This is a genomic window from Glaciecola sp. XM2 (assembly GCF_018595715.1).
Taxonomy (GTDB): Bacteria; Pseudomonadota; Gammaproteobacteria; order Enterobacterales; family Alteromonadaceae; genus Glaciecola.
In genome coordinates, this window is sequence record NZ_JAHEOJ010000014.1 from 1 (window position 1) to 16463 (window position 16463).

Consider the following 16463-nt stretch of genomic DNA (forward strand, 5'->3'; position numbering starts at 1 on the left):
TAACACATATGAGCCTCCGGTCTGTCAATGACAAAAGAACACCTATTGCTCATTTTTTTATGAGCAATCTAATTCCTTTCATCAGTTTTGTTTACTTCGTCTGTCATGGTCGATGTTGAGCATATTGCTCACGTCAAACACATATAGAGGCTCTTAATGTTGCACTTTTCAGTTCCTTCTGATGGTCAACGGCACTAGACATTCATCGGTTAACCTTCATCTGTCCTATTCAAAGCTGAGTGGCTTAGTAGAACCAGTTAGTGGCGGGCTCAGCGAAGGTGTAAGCAAAGTCTGATAAAAGTTTATGTTGCGCAACAGTGGCATGTCTAATCAAAGCGAATTGGTTAAGGTCAGTTGGTATAGTTATCGATGCTGCTAGGGCAGATTGATGTGCGATAACAAGATACTCGCCATTTTCCCAGTTATACGATGAAGCTCATGCCACTGCGCGACTTACCCGTTTAAAAACTTATCTTCATTAAATACCTGTTGGTTCTTGAGCATGAAATAAACACAGCGGCCTATTTTATGTGCCAAAGCTGATAGCGCTTTAGCTTTGCTCATGCGTTTCTGAAGCGTTTCAAGGTATCGCTTAGCTTTGTCATTGCCTTTTAAGTACAGAACGGCGGCTTCGCTGAATGCCCATTTCAAATGCGCATTACCTATTTTATTGCCCTGAGTGCCATAGGACTTTCCTGCAGATTCGGCTTTGCATTTTACGAGTCGTGCGTATGACGCAAATTGTTGGACACGAGGAAAGCGCTGTATATCACCCACTTCATATAAGATGGTTAGGGCGAGAATCTTACCAATACCAGGAAAGGATCTTAGAATATGGAAGTCACTTCCCTTGTTGATCTGCGCTTTGAGCTTGACGTAATGCTCGATTTTATAGATTTCGTGCACCATGGTATCGATAATGTTGAGATTTAAGTCCATGCTTTTTTGCACAGCCTCATCAGGAAAGAAGTGGTGCATATGTTGTCTGGCGGGTGAGTTTTGTAGGTTTAATCGTGTTTCAGGCGCAGGTAAATTATATTGGCCAACAGTGCTGGACACATGAGCCTTGAGTTGAGCACTCATACGCATAATATGTGTGCGTCTTCTCAATGCATCCCTGATAGAGCGATGCTCTTTGGGGTAAGCATGGGCAAGCGGGAAATTTCCTCCTCGCATGAGTTTAGCGATCTTCAATGCATCGATTCTATCATTTTTAGTTTTACCTGCATGAATCGCTTTCATGTAGAGCGCATGGCCAAGAATAAAGTCAATGTTGTGCTGTTCGCAAAAATCCGATACCCAGTACCAACAGTGCATACACTCGACGCCGACTACTACACTACCGAGATAAGGTGTCAATAACTGAATAAGTTGCTCTGGCGAATCAGAAATTTTTTCATGGACGAGAACGTTATTTTCATTATCAATAATGCAGACATAAAGTAGGCGGGTGTGTAAATCAATTCCACAATAGTAAGGATGTGTATTAGTATAGAAATTCATTGAGTTTTCTCCGTTGGTTTTGTCGCCTGTTAGGATAAACTCTGTTTATGCTAATTAGGAGGAGACTCAATGAGTATCAAAGCGCTAAACTCGTTCCCTTCGGTCACTGGGACAATAATAATGCGTGCCTTCGGCATTACCGCGCAATATTATTGCCCGTTAGCTTAGTGTTAGTTGCCACAGGAAGACTTATGCCTATATGGACTTATTTTTACTTAGGGTGTCTTGTAGCTGCTAGTATTTATCTAATGGTAACTGTAAGGCCTCTATCCATCTGGCGAGCAGCAGGGGAGTTGTTCTCTGTATTTTCGTATGTAGCGATCTTTACCATTTCCTACGAACGAATTCATTTAGTTTATCCAGTAATGACTGCGACAATTTTGCTTTGTTACACACTTTTATGGGGTGTATTTGGCTATAAAGAACATTATTCATTTTATTGGATGCCTGCCGTCGACTTCGCAAAAACATTAGAGCTAGGTAAAGATGAATCGTTTGAAGATGCGGCTCTATCAATAAAAATAATTAAATCAGTATCAATTGTCTTGATTGTGCTATTGGTTTCACCACTATTTTATGTATATTCTAGGATGTTTTAAGATGGCAACTAACAAAAACATAAACCGGATTTTGGCAAGAGCAGCTAAAACCGGTTATGTAAAGTGTCTATCCATTGAGATTTTCGGCGTAGTCCATTCTTTTGTGTAGTATTCGAACTATCAGAATGGTATTACGATCTATGCGTTTGAAAAAAATTATATGACTGCCGTGTGGAAATTTATAATAGCCTTTCAAAACTTCATCACAGAGTTTACCTAAATGTGACTTATTGGCTAAAAATGCGAACGAACTGTCTATTTGCTGCAAGTATAAGTTTCGCTGCTCTCTTCCCCAACGAGATTCAGTAAATATCGCGATATCTTTTAAGTCTTGCTTAGCTTTTACTGATAAGTTAAATCGCTTCACTTATCAACTTCATCATCTATTTCAGATATAAAGGAATCTAGGCTATATTCAGCGACGCCACTTTGTTCTCCTTCATGTAATAGTTGACGAAGCGAATTTAATTTGGTTTCCTGAGACTCTAGTAGTCTGAGAGCCGTTCGGATGACCTCACTGGCTGAGCCATAACGCCCAGTCTGGACTTGATTTGAAATAAAACCGTCAAAATGGTCACCGAGAGTGATACTTGTGTTTTTAGGCATAATTAATCCTCAATACCGATATATACCTAATTATGGTATTTTAAAGGTGTAAGTCAATAGTATGGATAACAAAACGATGAAGACGATTTTTACAAAGAGCGCGTAAAAACCGCTTATCGAAAGTGTAGGTGCATGAGAGTAATGGTAAGACTTTTTCTTTTTTTGAGTGTTCTCCTATTTTCGATTTCCGGCTTTGGTTCGCATCCTACAAAGGTTTCCACTTATGCAAAATACGTTGATGCAAACCATGTATCCATTAAAGGTAAACTTTTTACAATCAATGAATTGCTAGAGCATTTAGGCAAAGAGTATTCTAACGGTAGGATTGTAGAACTTTCGATATCTGGGAATCCTTCGGAACAGAAGGCAATACTAACACTGGCGGGCATAATTGAGAAAAGTCCAAATTATAAGGCTGATGGTGTGGCCGTTTTCATAGTGTCGTGGTAGTTGTAGCGTCAGTACCTAACAAAATTTAGGCGTTTTTGAGGTCCCCCCGCTTTCGTGGGTGTAATGTGTCACTAGATTATGGGTGACTTTTTAATTATTTGTGAGGGATTGGCGCTGTGGCAGGGTTAGGTTTATCTCCCCAGAGTAAAGAAGGCACGTTGCCGCCTTAGAATGAAAAATGCACTAATAAAAAGCCCACTATCTGATCTCAGAAAGAGGGCTTTTTTGTGTTCAACGCTAGCAACGTTAAATGCCATAGCGCCGAGGTGATTATTTTACAAAAAACGGAAAATTCGCATGAGCGGCGTTGCCATTGCCATCGTAAACGAAAGCAAATAAACGGTAAGCGCCTTTTTCTTTGGGTGCGGTTAGCGTGATATTCTGGGCAGATGTATCGTCGATAACACCTTCCACAACTTCTGGAACGTATTCTAAGTCACCACCCACTTCTGTCGCGGTTGACTCTTTGCGAACCTCCCAATGAAACTTCAAGTTATCTTCGTCTGGGTCGACTGCATTTAGCGCGGCTTGATATTCATCGCCTGCAAACAAATAAACATTGTCAAACGCTACCTTTCCATCTAACCCGATAGGGCTGACACGCGGCGTACGGTTTTCAGGCCATTGCCCAGTCCAAATGTAATTCATTACATCAACCGGTTCTGTACGCTCACCAGAATCGAGAAACATGCCATACCAAGTGCTAGTGCGCTCTTGTTTTTGGCCCCATAGAAACACGTAATTGCCAATGACTTGTTTTGAATGGGGTTGAATAGCTTGTAGATAGCTTTTCGCATAATTACTGGCTTTCTCAGAGCTTGTTGTTTCAACCGGTGCTCCCCATTTCGTTTGAAACACTTCCCAATGCCCAACTGCGCCCCATTCGGTGATCATATAAGGGCCTGTGTAACCAAACGATTCAATGTATTTAGGTAGGTTAACTACGTCGGCATACAATTGAAAGCTTATAAAATCTAGGGCAGGGGCTCGCTCTACAACCGCTTCCATTGCTTTTTTGTCAAAGCCGGCAAGAGTTGTTGTTACTGGATGGTTAGGGTCTATTTTTTTAATCATCAATGCAACATCATTTACCGCGTCGTAAACAGCAGGATTGGTAAAATCAAAATTTAACTCATTACCAATAAACCACGTTAAAAGGGCAGGGTGGTCTTTATGCGCGAGTACGCTTTGTCGCGTGCGCTCAAGTTGCTCGGCTACTGCTTCTGGGTCGTTATAATCAAAGCCGTGTCTTTCCCTCGCAAAATCTAAACCTAAGGAAACAGTCATGCCAAGTTTATGTGCCTTATCAAGCAATTCAGCGGCAGGATAAACCCCACCATCGATAGACCAGGTTCTAAAGGAGTTTGCACCGTAGGAGGCTAGTTCTTCTAAGCTGGCGCCGTCAACACCAGCCCCTCTAATCACATATGGCTCTCCGCCACGCAGAAGTTGGTATCCACCATCTTCTGTTTGTACGATCTCAACTTTAATTGCTTGAGCAAAAGCAGATATTGAGAGTGCACAGCACAATAGTGAGAGTACGAAAAGTTTCATATGTTTCAATAATCGCATCAAGATGCTCCTTAGGCTTTTGCCGAATTAGGGTTTAACAATACTTCTATAGACTCCAGGCTGCGTCCTTTAGTTTCAGGTAACCATCGTATAACAATTACCAGTCCAATAATCGAAAAGGTGCCATAAATAGCAAATGTGAGGGCACTACCAAAGTTGGCTAATTCCCAGGGGAATACGAGCTGAACTAAAAAACTCACAGCTGAATTTACCAGACCCACGCATGAGATAGCAATGGCTCGTAGTCGGTTTGGAAATAACTCTGAAAAAAGCACCCACATTACCGGACCTATAGAAACTGCAAAACATGCAACAAATCCTAAAATGCCAATTAAAACCCAAGTGGCGTTGATATTAATCGCCGCTGCGAGTAATTCAGCTTCTAAGCTAAGAGCTTGCTCAGTGCCTAGGGTTATAGATAATGCTGTCTTAAATGCTATATCTGAGGCAAATACCTGCTCCTGAATACTTTGTAGTTGGCTAAGGACAACACCATCAAAGCCTTGTAAGTCTGTAGCAGATATAATGTATTGTGCATTAGAAAATTGATATGCCAGCATCATCATAAAGAACGCTATTCCACTGAGACCGAACACAAGAAGTGGTTTACGCCCCACTTTGTCGATAAAGGCAATCGCTAGTAAAGTAAATACTAAGTTTGTTAGCCCAACCAAAATGGCCTGAACAAACGAGGCATTTGTACCAATACCAGATTGTTCGAATATCATAGGGGCATAGAAGAAAATAGCGTTTATGCCGGTAATTTGCTGTGTAATGGCTAAAGTTAAGCCTAGAAAAAGAGCTAGCCGTAAAGGTTTCTGAAACAGTTCAAGTACTGGAGTTTTATGTTCAGGGCGTGCAAGATCTGTTTTTATATTGTTTATTTCAATGTGTGCTTTTTGTGTTCCAATGGATGCGTCGAGTACTTCGTTCGCCTCGGTATCTCTGCCTTTTAGCATCAGCCATCGCGGGCTCTCTGGCACGATATACAGCCCAATTAAGTATAAGATAGCTGGAAGTGCTTCGATGCCAAGCATCCAGCGCCATGCGTTTTGTAAGTCAATGCCAAACATCGCAGACTGAGCGAAAAGTAATATCGCGTAGTTAGTAAAAAACGCCGCTGAAATTCCAATTACAATGTTGAGTTGATTGAGTGAAACCCTCCGACCTCTGAGTTCGGGCGGTGATGATTCTGCAATGTACATCGGCGCTATAATTAAAGCTGCCCCCACGCCAAATCCGCCGAGCATGCGCGCTGCGACTAGCCAAAAATAGTTTGGTGCTAGTGCCGATAATATCGCTGATACTGCAAACAAGCATGCCGCTAGTTTGAGAATGGAGATTCGACCAAACCGTTGGCTCAATGGTCCGGCGATAAGCATAGCCAAAGAAGCCGTCAGCGTGAGTGAAGCAACCGCCCAACCAACTTGAAGCTTATCGAGCTGAAACTCTGATTCGATAAATGAAACAACACCCGATATAACGGATGCGTCAAAACCCATCAAAAAGCCACCCAATGCAACCACTAGGGCGTACGTAAATCCTTTATTGTTAGGCGGCTTTTGCATGTGTTTTTATCACCAATATTACAAATAAAAAAGGCACCTCGATTAAGAGGTGCCTTTTATGCTTTGCTTAGTAAGTGTAGCGAACGCGAACACCGAATGTTCTAGGACGCGTAAAGAAGCGTGTGTTATCAAACTGCGTAATGATGGTCGCTGCAGTGCGCACTTCATTAAACAAATTGTTGGCATAGGCTTCAAAACGTAATGCACCGTCACCGTGTGAGTAACCAATACCAGCATCAGCTGTCCAGTATGCATCTACGCTGTCGTCTAGGCGACGACGAGGATTGTCTGGATTCTGATAATCTACGCTGTTGAAAATGGTGAGGAACTGCTCGTCGCGCCAACCTGCAGAGACCACATAATCAATCGTACCTGAATCGATATCAAACACCTGACTCAAGGTCGCATTTAACTGGAAGCGCGGAGTGCGAGGTAAGCGATTTCCATCAATTGACTGGAATACTGCTTCGTCAGGCGCAACATCTGCTTGGAAACGAGAGTCTTGTATGTCTTGACTGTCTTCAATTTCTGCTTCTAACCAAAGCGCTGTCCATTTGAAGTTGATGTCATAGGGTAGTTCAAATTTTCCATCAAACTGCATGCCGTAAATGGCTGAGTCGGCAGCATTGAAGCTAAACGATACAACCAATGCGCCAGGTGTTGCATCTAGCGGATCTGCTGGTGCACCTGAGTTAAATTCTAATGCTTGTTCAACCGAGAGAAGATTGGTAAAAACCTGATCACGGTAGTCATTGTAAAAAGCAGAGAAGTTAAAGGTAGTAGGGATATCACCTAAATCAAACTCGTTTTTAGAGCCAAACTCAAACAACGTGACGCTCTCTTCACGATAGGTAGGTGCTAGCGTGATGCCTGTTGTAGGGTCGCTGAAAGTATCGTTGAAGCCACCGGCTTTATGACCTGTAGCAATCAAGCCATAAACTAATTGATCGTTGTTTATGTCATGTTCTAAACGGATACGCCAATCAACAAACGAATTGTCGATGCGACCGTCTTGTACCGTAATAGAATTATTTGGTGAGATTGGAACGGCAAATGAATGTGTTCCATCAGCATTACAAATCAGACTATCGGTAACGTCTGAATCAGTGCATGCTGGACGCACATCGGCGCCACCTGGGGTGATGCCATTTGCAAAAATGTCATCAAGGGTGTCGCGTTGACCAAACTGGGCAATACCATCAAAGTAGAATGCTAAGAATTCTTCATCTGAAACTGCGCCACTTCCGTCAAGATCGGGATCGTAAATAGTACGGTCAAAGCCCGCGAAGGCAAACCCTTCTGTGCCCACACGAGCACCCATACAACAACCGAAAGTGTTACCTGTGTTTACATCAAACCCGCCTAACGCAAACGCATAGCGAGCGTTTACGCCTTGTCGAGTTTTGGTATCTTTCGTATAGCGTAAGCCTAACGTTAAACGTGTGTCGGCGCTAAACTCGTATGTCGCATCGCCATAAATAGAGAACGAATCGGTATCGGTGTTAGGCTGATTAAACTCAGCACCTTGGAAGAAACCACCGCGGTCTCCCGCTGATGCTAAAAACGTTTGTTGACGCTCATCAAATAAGAAAATACCTGCGCTGTAGGTAAGGCGACTCATGTCGTCGTCAGATAGCAAACGTAACTCGTGAATGATTGATTCAGAATCTGTTAGGAACTGAAAACGAGAGAAGTCATCTAATGCTTGGTCAAGCGGTTGAAGCGCTTCGAATACGCCAGGGAAATCTGGCGATAGAGGCGTAGCTGCCTGATAATCATAAATCAGATCACGATAACTTCCGTTATATTCAAGAATCGCTTCGCCTAAGTCCCAAGATATCTCAACTTTAAAGCCATCATGTATCGTATCTTGAATTGGCGTAAAGCCACGACCAACAACGTCTCTAGGGTCTTCAATATCGTCAGGATCAATGCCTAAGCCTAAAGGAAGTGCATAGTTTGTACCGGTATAGCCGGTGCCTTGCTCGCGCGCAAAGTCATAAGAGAAATAGATACTTAAGTCGTCTGTTGCCTCATACAAAGCTTGAAAACGCAGGCCTAAATTATCGGCAGCCTCAGCAAGCTCTAAATCTAAGGGACCAACATCGTTATAATATGAATCATGGTCTACCTTAGTACCAGCAATACGAAATGCGAGACGCTCGTTAACCGGAATATTTAACGCGCCAGAAAAAGAACGCTGGTCGTAGTTACCAAGCTCTACTTCTGCACTTCCGTTCCATTGATCAATAGCTGGACGCCACGGAATAATATTAACAGAACCAGCAGTTGCGTTACGGCCTCGAAGTGTACCTTGAGGACCGACGTTTACTTCCACTCGTGCAATATCGAAGAACGCGGAACCAATCCCAGACGGGCGAGGGATATATACGCCATCTAAGTGAGTCGCTGCTGCCGGGTCGCCAAGCTCAGTATTGTTTGAACTACCAATACCACGTATCCATACTTCTACATTACCTTGGTTATTACCGATTTCTAGCCCCGGAATAGACTCAGCGATATCAGTGATGTCTTGAATACCTTGAGATTTCAAGTCCTCGCCTGAAAAGGCAAATGCAGTACCTGCTAAGTCTTGAATATCTTGGGAACGGCGTTCTACCGTGACCTGAATACGCTCAACCTCTGCTTCTTTCTTTTCTTGCGTTTCTTCTTCTTGTGCATGCAAGGCTGTGCTCGTGAAAGACGTCAACGCTGCGAGCGCTATCGCTGTGCATACTCTGTTTGTTTTCTTATAGTGTACGTTCATAAGACTTTGTCCCGATACGTTTACTTTGTTGTTGTGATGTTTCATTGGTAATTTCCTTATTCTGCCCGAGACATATCTACGTTGTCGTAGTAAATGCCGCTAGGGTTAAAGGCGGTAGCACTATTGGAAAAGCCAAATTGGAGTATATGGCCATCTAGATTTTCACCTAGCGCTAGTTCGAGCGAAAACCTTGCCCAATCGGTATTGCTGACATCAGTCATATCGAGCCTAACTTCGGCACTAATACCAAAACTGTTGTTAGGGTCGAGCGTGCGAATAAAGGCAAATGCCGTAGTCGGTGCTTCTATTCCACCGGTGGATGGCGCTTTTGCGTCAAAGGCGAAGGTATATGTACCAGCTGCAGATGCCGGGAAGGTACGTTCTTGGAAGGTAAGAGCCTCAATTAGAAAGCCATTGCCATGGTCAACATTCCCATAATCGCTAAACGCGTTTAGATATTGCGTACCTTGGTCAGGACCTTCTTCACCCGATGCAATTTGTGAAATGTTGCCTGTGCCGTTCGGCGATGGGAAAGGGCCGTAACCATAGGCAAAGTCGCCAGCGCTATTAAATACGGCAACAAAGCTATTCCATCCGTCACCAATTTCACCAGCTGAAGCATCGAGGCCTTCAAAGTTACCCGTATAACTAATGCCTCCAGTTGAAACATTGAAACCAACATTATCAAAGACAATACCAGAAGCCGCGAAGCCAGTGGTTCGGTTAGAGAAACCAAATTCTAACAATTGTCCAGCCATCGTCTCGCCGTTAATTGCGAAATCTACCGAGTACGTTTGCCATTCAGTGCTAGTAATCATCGAAAGATCAATTTCTACGCGGCCCGTGGTAGCAAAACCATTGGCAGGGTCAAGTGTCTGTACATAGGCCTTAGCAGTGGTTGGCGATTCAATCGCTCCAGCATCTGGCGCACGTGCGTCAAATCTAAAGGTATACACACCATTATCATTTGCAGTAAGCGTTACTTGCTGGAACGTTGCTGCTTCAATAAACAAGCCATTATTATGGTCTGCATTGTTGTAATCATTGAACAAAACAAGCTGTCTTTCACCTTGAGCATCGCCACCTTGGTCAGTAGTAATGTTCGCAAAAGCTACATCGCTCAATGGTGTCGCAAACGGAGCACCGTAGTTATATACAAAGTCTCCTGCAGCATTAAATACCGTACCAAAGCTTTGCCAGTTACCACCTAACGTTCCACCTTCAGGGTCAACCCCTTCAAAATCAGCAAAGAATTGAAGTGGAGGCGTCTCCATTTCTTCAATATCAGTTGTAGGCTCCCAACGCACATTGTCGATTGAAAATACCGCAGTGGCATTTACATCTGTTGTGGCAAGAACTAAGCCTGCGCTTACCGAAGCGGTGTTCAAACCACTTCCAATAAGCTGAGCCAGAGGGATTTCAATTTCAATCCACTCGCCTTCAGCAGGGCTGCCAAGGTCTTGTGGTCCGCTTGTACAAGGGAAGACACAGTCAATTTGCATTGTAATGGTATTGGTATCACTACCAATGTCTGTCACGAATAAATCGAACACAACCGCACCGTTGTTGTAGCTCGATAAATCAATAGGGTCGGTTGCAATAAACCATACGCCATTTTCGCCATCACCATTAAATGTGATTTCGATGACTTGGTCACGAGCTGCGTCAGCATCGGTAATGATTTCCCACTCGATTTTGTTTACACCGTCTGGGTTGGTGCCATCGGTGTAGGTTGCAAAGCCTGAGCCGCTGTCAACAGCACCAATTCCAAAGTCAAACAAAGGGTCTACGCTATCGATAAAGACGTTTTGAGGCACAGTAGTAACGCTAACGATTCCGCAAGGGCGAGACTGAGGAGCCCCACATAACCAGCGGATGTTATCAAACTGCATGCGAGCAGCACCGCCAACAGGCTCTAGTATGATTAGGTTGACTACTTCTTCAATATTAAGCGGGTTTCCACCGAATGCACCACGATTACCCTGGATAACGTCGCTTAACGCCAACGAAACTGTCGTCCACTGGTCTAATGCGATATCGGTTAACGGAACCTGGACGAATCCAACGTCAGGGAAGCCACTATCTACGCCAACCTGAAGGGCTGTAGCGGTTGTATTTGCGCTATCTACGAATACTTCAAACTTCAATTCACCACCGAAGAATTCATTGTCATTTGCGTTACCCACGCCAAATAGCTCAAATGTTCCGCCAGCTAAATCGTTAATTTGAATATTGCCGCCGCCGGTTGTTTCTATTTCAATAACCAACCCGCGATCTGCATCGCTCGATTCAACTTCTTCAACGGTTAATGCACCGCTGTTGTCGAATACACCTATGTTAAGCTGACGCTCACTATTGCTATCAGGGAAAAGTGCACCTGTGCCGTTGTTATAGAGGTTGAACTCGGTAATCACTACATCTTGAGGAGGAGGAGTGCCATCACCACCTTGGGTGATAATGAACGGGTCTACCTGGTCAATGCTGTTTTCACACCCTAGGCCGTCACTTACTGGGGCTAGAGGACATTGATATACTCGCACATAGTCAACTAGCATTTGGCCGGGGAATACGTCAGTATCGTTTGGGTTAGGAGTACCCGTTGGGTTACCCCCAACTGCAAGGTTTAGAATGATGTGCTGGTTTTCGTTAAATGGTGCGTCTTCTGCGCCAGATACAAAACCGTTTAACTGGTTCTCAAAATAATAGTTCCAATATGTTTCACGGCTCACCGTAAAATAATGTTCCCCGTTAACAAACCAACGAATACGCTGAGAGTCCCACTCTACCGCGTATTGATTGAAGCCTTCGCTCGGGTCAATGTCGAAGTTTTTACCTACCCGCTCATTTAACGGGAAGCGCTGGCCAAAATGCACGGTGCCTGCAATAAACGGTGTCGCTTGTCCAAACGACTCCATGATATCTATTTCGCCGCGTGCAGCCCAGACACCAAATGGAGATGGGTCGCTGCCTAAAGTCCAAAACGCTGGCCACATACCCAAACCTGCTGGCGTTTGAATGCTTGCTTCAATGCGTCCGTAGGTAAAGTCAAAAAGACCTTGTGTGCGCAAGCGCCCGGAGGTGAAATCAAAGTCCGGATCAGGAGAGTCGCCAGCGCGGGCTTCAATTACTAAAAGACCGTCCTCTACCGAGATATTATCGGCGGTGTAGTATTGGCGCTCGTTGTTGCCCCAACCGCCAGGTAGGCCAACGGACGAACCATCGCCCAATTGAATTTCCCACTTGGTGAGGTCAACCGCATTGCCATCAAATTCGTCTGCCCATACAAGTTCGTATGCAGCCGACGTTGGGGCAGGCGGGTTTTCGAGTGTGCCGCCGATGGCTTCATCATCGTTTTGACACCCGCTTAGGGTTAGGGTGGCGCCTGTAGCTATTGCTATCAACGCCCATTTGTTGTGTATGGTCATACGGCATTTCTCCCGGTTAACTTGATGTTCTCGTTATTTTTGTTAATTTAACGATAAGCACGTCCTGATGATTCGCCTTATCGATTTCCTAAATCATTCGCGAGCATTGTAAAAATACTTTGCCGCTTTTTGCTCTTGCATCAACCAGTCTTACCTAAGTTCACAATAAGACGAGACTCTTCCATTTGCATCCCGCACAAAGATTGCTTTTCATTCTGCAATCGTATTGCCACTGTTAGCAATATGTAAACAAAATGTAACCGGCTCAGTATTACATGTTGCGATAATAAATTAATGATAATAAAATGTAAACGCTTACATTTAGTATTTAATGTTTACTTGCTTGCGGTTAGAGGTTGCCCGCAACAAGCTAATGCACTGTAATAAATAAGGTTTTAGGTATTTACAGGTGATTATTAACGTTTTGTAAAAATACATGTACAACAATTTGTTAACTTATTTACCAATAAAGTGCAGGATTTAAACTGTTTGTCGGCGATTTTTTACTTTAACAGGGTTAACAGCAAAGCGACGTTCGGGATATTAGTGCAAATTGACGTTGTCCTGACAAAGGATATAAAACTTCAGTGTGTTGCTCCAAACATGTGTAATAATAATTACGCAACTGATGTAATAAGTTATTAAAGTAAAAGAGAGTTAATTGTTTTGAGTACTATCAAACAGGTGTCTGAAATGGCTGGCGTATCATCGGCAACTGTTTCTAGAGTGATAAATAGTCCAGAGTCAGTGAGAGAAGCAACGCGTAGCAAGGTTACTCATGCTATGAAGGCGCTACAATACAGACACAACGGCATCGCAGCATCGTTAGCTTCGAGTAAAAGCAATACCGTTGGGTATGTGGTCCCAGAACTACACGGCTTCTTTTTTGGTAGCATGATGTCTGGGACTGAAGCGGTTTTACGTAAAGCAAATAAGCACATGTATGTCGCGGCGGGCCACAGTAACGTGACTGAAGAGCAAGACGCTATCGATTATTTGCTTGCACGTCGATGCGACGCGCTTATCCTACACGTAGAGGCCGTTAGCGACGAATATCTTATTGCACTAGCAGCGCAAAATATTCCATTTGTTGTGGTAAACCGATTTATCAAAGAGATTGGAGAGCGATGCGTTGCGCTTGATAATGAGTTAGGCGGACTTTTGGCGACCCAAGCCCTTGTTCAAGCGGGCCATGAGCATATTGCTTATATTGCAGGTTCATTATGGAAAGCAGATGGTCAGGCGCGTCTGAATGGGCATAAACGCGCACTCGCTCAAGCTGGGCTTGCTTATGAACCTCTTCTCACTTATGAAGGTACCTTTCAAGCTAAAAGTGGTTTGCAAGGGGCTAAATCCCTCTTAGAAACGGGTTTGCCTTTCACGGCCGTTGCTTGTGGTAACGATGAAATGGCATCGGGGGCAATTGAAGCATTCAGGCAACTCAATTTAGATGTGCCGAACGATATCTCTGTAATTGGTTTTGATAACTTAGAGTTTTGTCATTATTTATCACCTCGCCTAAGTACGGTTAACTACCCAACCCAGAGGATTGGCGAGGTTGCTGCGCAGTGGATATTAAACGAGGTTTATCAGAAACGGCACATATCGTTTGAACATATTATTAGTCCAGAAGTTATTTTACGCGACAGTATTTCTCAACGGGTTTAGCGTTTACTGTCACTTAAACGATATTCACCGGCTCACTTCAACCACTATTTCATCGCTTAAAGCACAAGCAGGGGAACCCTATGTCACACAACACCTATTATGATAAGCATGCTTTGGCAAGGGCTAAGGACTTGTTAGCTGACATGACGCTCAGCGAAAAGCTAGGGCAACTGAATCAGTTCTCCGGCGAGGACGGCCATATAAGTGATCATCTTCGCGCTAACATTCAATCCGGTAACGTCAGTTCGGTAATCAACGAGGTCGATGCGTCGGTAGTCAACGAACTGCAGCGCATTGCGGTGGAGGAATCAAGACTCGGCATTCCGCTTTTGATTGGGCGAGACGTGATTCATGGGTTTACCACGGTCTTTCCGATTCCGTTGGGCCAAGCTGCCACGTGGTGCGAGCAAACCATTGAGCAGGGTGCTCGCATCGCCGCATGTGAGGCCGCGAGTCAAGGCGTAAATTGGACCTTCGCGCCAATGATCGATATCACCCGAGACCCTCGTTGGGGGCGTATCGCCGAAAGTTTGGGTGAAGACCCTTTCTTGTGCGCGCGTTTAGGCAGGGCAATGGTAACAGGTTTCCAGGGCACAGACTTACAAGACGCAACTTCGATAGCTGCTTGTGCAAAACACTTTGCCGGTTATGGATACAGCGAGAGTGGACGCGATTATCACTTTGCAAATATTAGTGAGAATGAACTTAGAAACACCGTATTTCCTCCGTTTAAAATGGCTGCTGATGCGGGAGTCGCGACATTTATGACGTCTTTTAGCGACCTAAATGGTGTGCCAGCGAGCGGTAACAAATGGTTGATGGATGATGTGCTTAGAAAAGAGTGGGGCTTTAAAGGTTTTATTGTCAGTGATTGGGCATCTATCGAAGACCTTAGCGTGCATGGATTGACTGAAAATAATGCCCAGTCGGCGCAATTAGCGGCAAACGCTGGGGTTGATATGGAGATGGTCAGTCGATGCTATGCACAGAATATACCGGCTTTGCTTGAAGCTGGAACAGTTAGGCATTCAGACATTGATGCAATGGTCACGCGCATACTCTATCTTAAATTTGCGTTAGGTTTATTTGAGAACCCGTATACCGATTCGAGTAAATTTCCCGAGCGCGCTAACCTCGAGCATCTAGAAGCTGCCAAACAAGCGGCGATAAAGAGTTGCGTGTTGCTAAAAAACGATGCTCATGTGCTACCCATTAATACCCGCTTAACCAATCACATTGCAGTCATTGGACCTTTGGCAGATGACAAATACGAGCAACTAGGTACATGGATATTTGATGGGGATGAGCGCTACAGCATTACATGTGCCGAAGCGATGAGAGCAAAAGTTGGCAATAATGGCCACATTCATTATGCAAAAGGGCTAGATACTTCTAGAACGTTTTCAAACGAGGGGTTTCAAGAAGCGATTGAAGCGGCGCAACAGTCTGAGGTAGTGATCATGGTGCTCGGTGAGGAATCCATCTTATCTGGTGAAGCGCACTGTCGGTCAAACATTGACCTGCCTGGTGCACAAAGTGATCTCTTGGATGAAATTGTCGCATTAGGCAAACCGGTTGTGTTAGTAGTGATGGCGGGACGGCCCCTCACTATCGGTGCGGAAACTGATAAGGTGGACGCCGTTCTCTATGCTTGGCATCCTGGCACCATGGGCGGGTCGGCCATTGCTGACTTATTATGTGGCGATGCAATGCCGTCTGGAAAATTGCCGGTTACCTTCCCTAGAGCCGTTGGACAAATTCCATTGTATTATTCACAGAAAATGTCGGGGCGTCCGGTAACACAAGAAAGTTTTGTGCATCAAAATGACATACCGATTAGAGCGGCACAGACATCTTTAGGTATGGCTTCTAATCATCTCGATGTGCATTTTAGTCCGCTGTATCCGTTTGGTTTTGGTCTTAGCTATGCGAACTTGCAGTACTCTGAGGTGATGCTTAGTAGCCAACAAATGTCAGCGCATGAACCTCTGAATGTTTCTGTGGATATTAGTAACGAAAGTGACTTTGATACCGATGAGATAGTTCAGTTATATATTCGTGATCTGGTTGCAAGTACCACCCGTCCTATCAAGGAATTGAAGGGGTTCAGACGAGTGCATGTAAAGGCAAAAAGCAAAGTGAATGTAAGCTTTGAAATCACCGAAGACTTACTGGGTTTTTATGGACAACACAATACGCGCATTACTGAGGCGGGTAAGTTTTATGTATGGATCGCAACTGATTCAGCCAGTGGTGAATACAAAGAATTTTCGCTAGTCAAATAAAAAGGACACGCAGGTGCGTG

The 16463-nt window shown here is 44.3% G+C and carries 10 protein-coding genes; 3 read left to right on the top strand and 7 right to left on the bottom strand.

Going from position 1 to position 16463, the window contains the following annotated elements:
* Window positions 1–453: 453 nt before the first annotated feature.
* Window positions 454–1503 (bottom strand): IS110 family RNA-guided transposase, encoded by a 1050-nt coding sequence (locus KJ365_RS00500; RefSeq protein ID WP_214449666.1) that lies wholly within the window; start codon window positions 1501–1503, stop codon window positions 454–456.
* Between the two features lie 191 nt (window positions 1504–1694).
* Between KJ365_RS00500 and KJ365_RS00505 the strand changes: the two genes are divergently transcribed.
* Window positions 1695–2102, top strand: coding sequence for a hypothetical protein (locus KJ365_RS00505; protein WP_214449667.1), 408 nt, complete (start codon window positions 1695–1697; stop codon window positions 2100–2102).
* A 67-nt stretch (window positions 2103–2169) separates the two neighbouring features.
* Here KJ365_RS00505 and KJ365_RS00510 read toward each other — a convergent pair whose 3' ends face one another.
* From KJ365_RS00510 to KJ365_RS00535, 6 genes are all read right to left on the bottom strand, one after another.
* Window positions 2170–2469 carry a type II toxin-antitoxin system RelE/ParE family toxin gene (locus tag KJ365_RS00510; RefSeq protein ID WP_214449668.1) on the bottom strand — a complete coding sequence of 100 codons (300 nt, stop codon included), beginning with the start codon at window positions 2467–2469 and terminating at the stop codon, window positions 2170–2172.
* Entirely contained in the window at window positions 2466–2708 is a 243-nt protein-coding gene (locus KJ365_RS00515) for a type II toxin-antitoxin system ParD family antitoxin (RefSeq protein WP_214449669.1), read from the bottom strand. The genes KJ365_RS00510 and KJ365_RS00515 overlap by 4 nt, the downstream gene beginning before the upstream one ends.
* A gap of 720 nt (window positions 2709–3428) precedes the next feature.
* Window positions 3429–4712 carry a glycoside hydrolase family 2 TIM barrel-domain containing protein gene (locus tag KJ365_RS00520; RefSeq protein ID WP_250883958.1) on the bottom strand — a complete coding sequence of 428 codons (1284 nt, stop codon included), beginning with the start codon at window positions 4710–4712 and terminating at the stop codon, window positions 3429–3431.
* Window positions 4713–4741: 29 nt separating this feature from the next.
* Window positions 4742–6298 carry a sugar porter family MFS transporter gene (locus tag KJ365_RS00525; RefSeq protein ID WP_214449671.1) on the bottom strand — a complete coding sequence of 519 codons (1557 nt, stop codon included), beginning with the start codon at window positions 6296–6298 and terminating at the stop codon, window positions 4742–4744.
* A 67-nt stretch (window positions 6299–6365) separates the two neighbouring features.
* Entirely contained in the window at window positions 6366–9110 is a 2745-nt protein-coding gene (locus KJ365_RS00530; RefSeq protein WP_214449672.1) for a TonB-dependent receptor, read from the bottom strand.
* 11 nt (window positions 9111–9121) lie between these two features.
* Window positions 9122–12490: a glycoside hydrolase family 16 protein gene (locus KJ365_RS00535; protein ID WP_214449673.1), complete on the bottom strand. Its 3369-nt coding sequence runs from the start codon at window positions 12488–12490 to the stop codon at window positions 9122–9124.
* Window positions 12491–13156: 666 nt separating this feature from the next.
* Here KJ365_RS00535 and KJ365_RS00540 point away from each other — a divergent pair.
* On the top strand, window positions 13157–14158 hold the full coding sequence (locus KJ365_RS00540) for a LacI family DNA-binding transcriptional regulator (RefSeq protein WP_214449674.1): 1002 nt from the start codon (window positions 13157–13159) through the stop codon (window positions 14156–14158).
* Window positions 14159–14238: 80 nt separating this feature from the next.
* Window positions 14239–16443, top strand: a complete 2205-nt coding sequence (bglX, locus tag KJ365_RS00545; protein WP_214449675.1) for a beta-glucosidase BglX — start codon at window positions 14239–14241, stop codon at window positions 16441–16443.
* The last annotated feature ends 20 nt before the right edge of the window (window positions 16444–16463 follow it).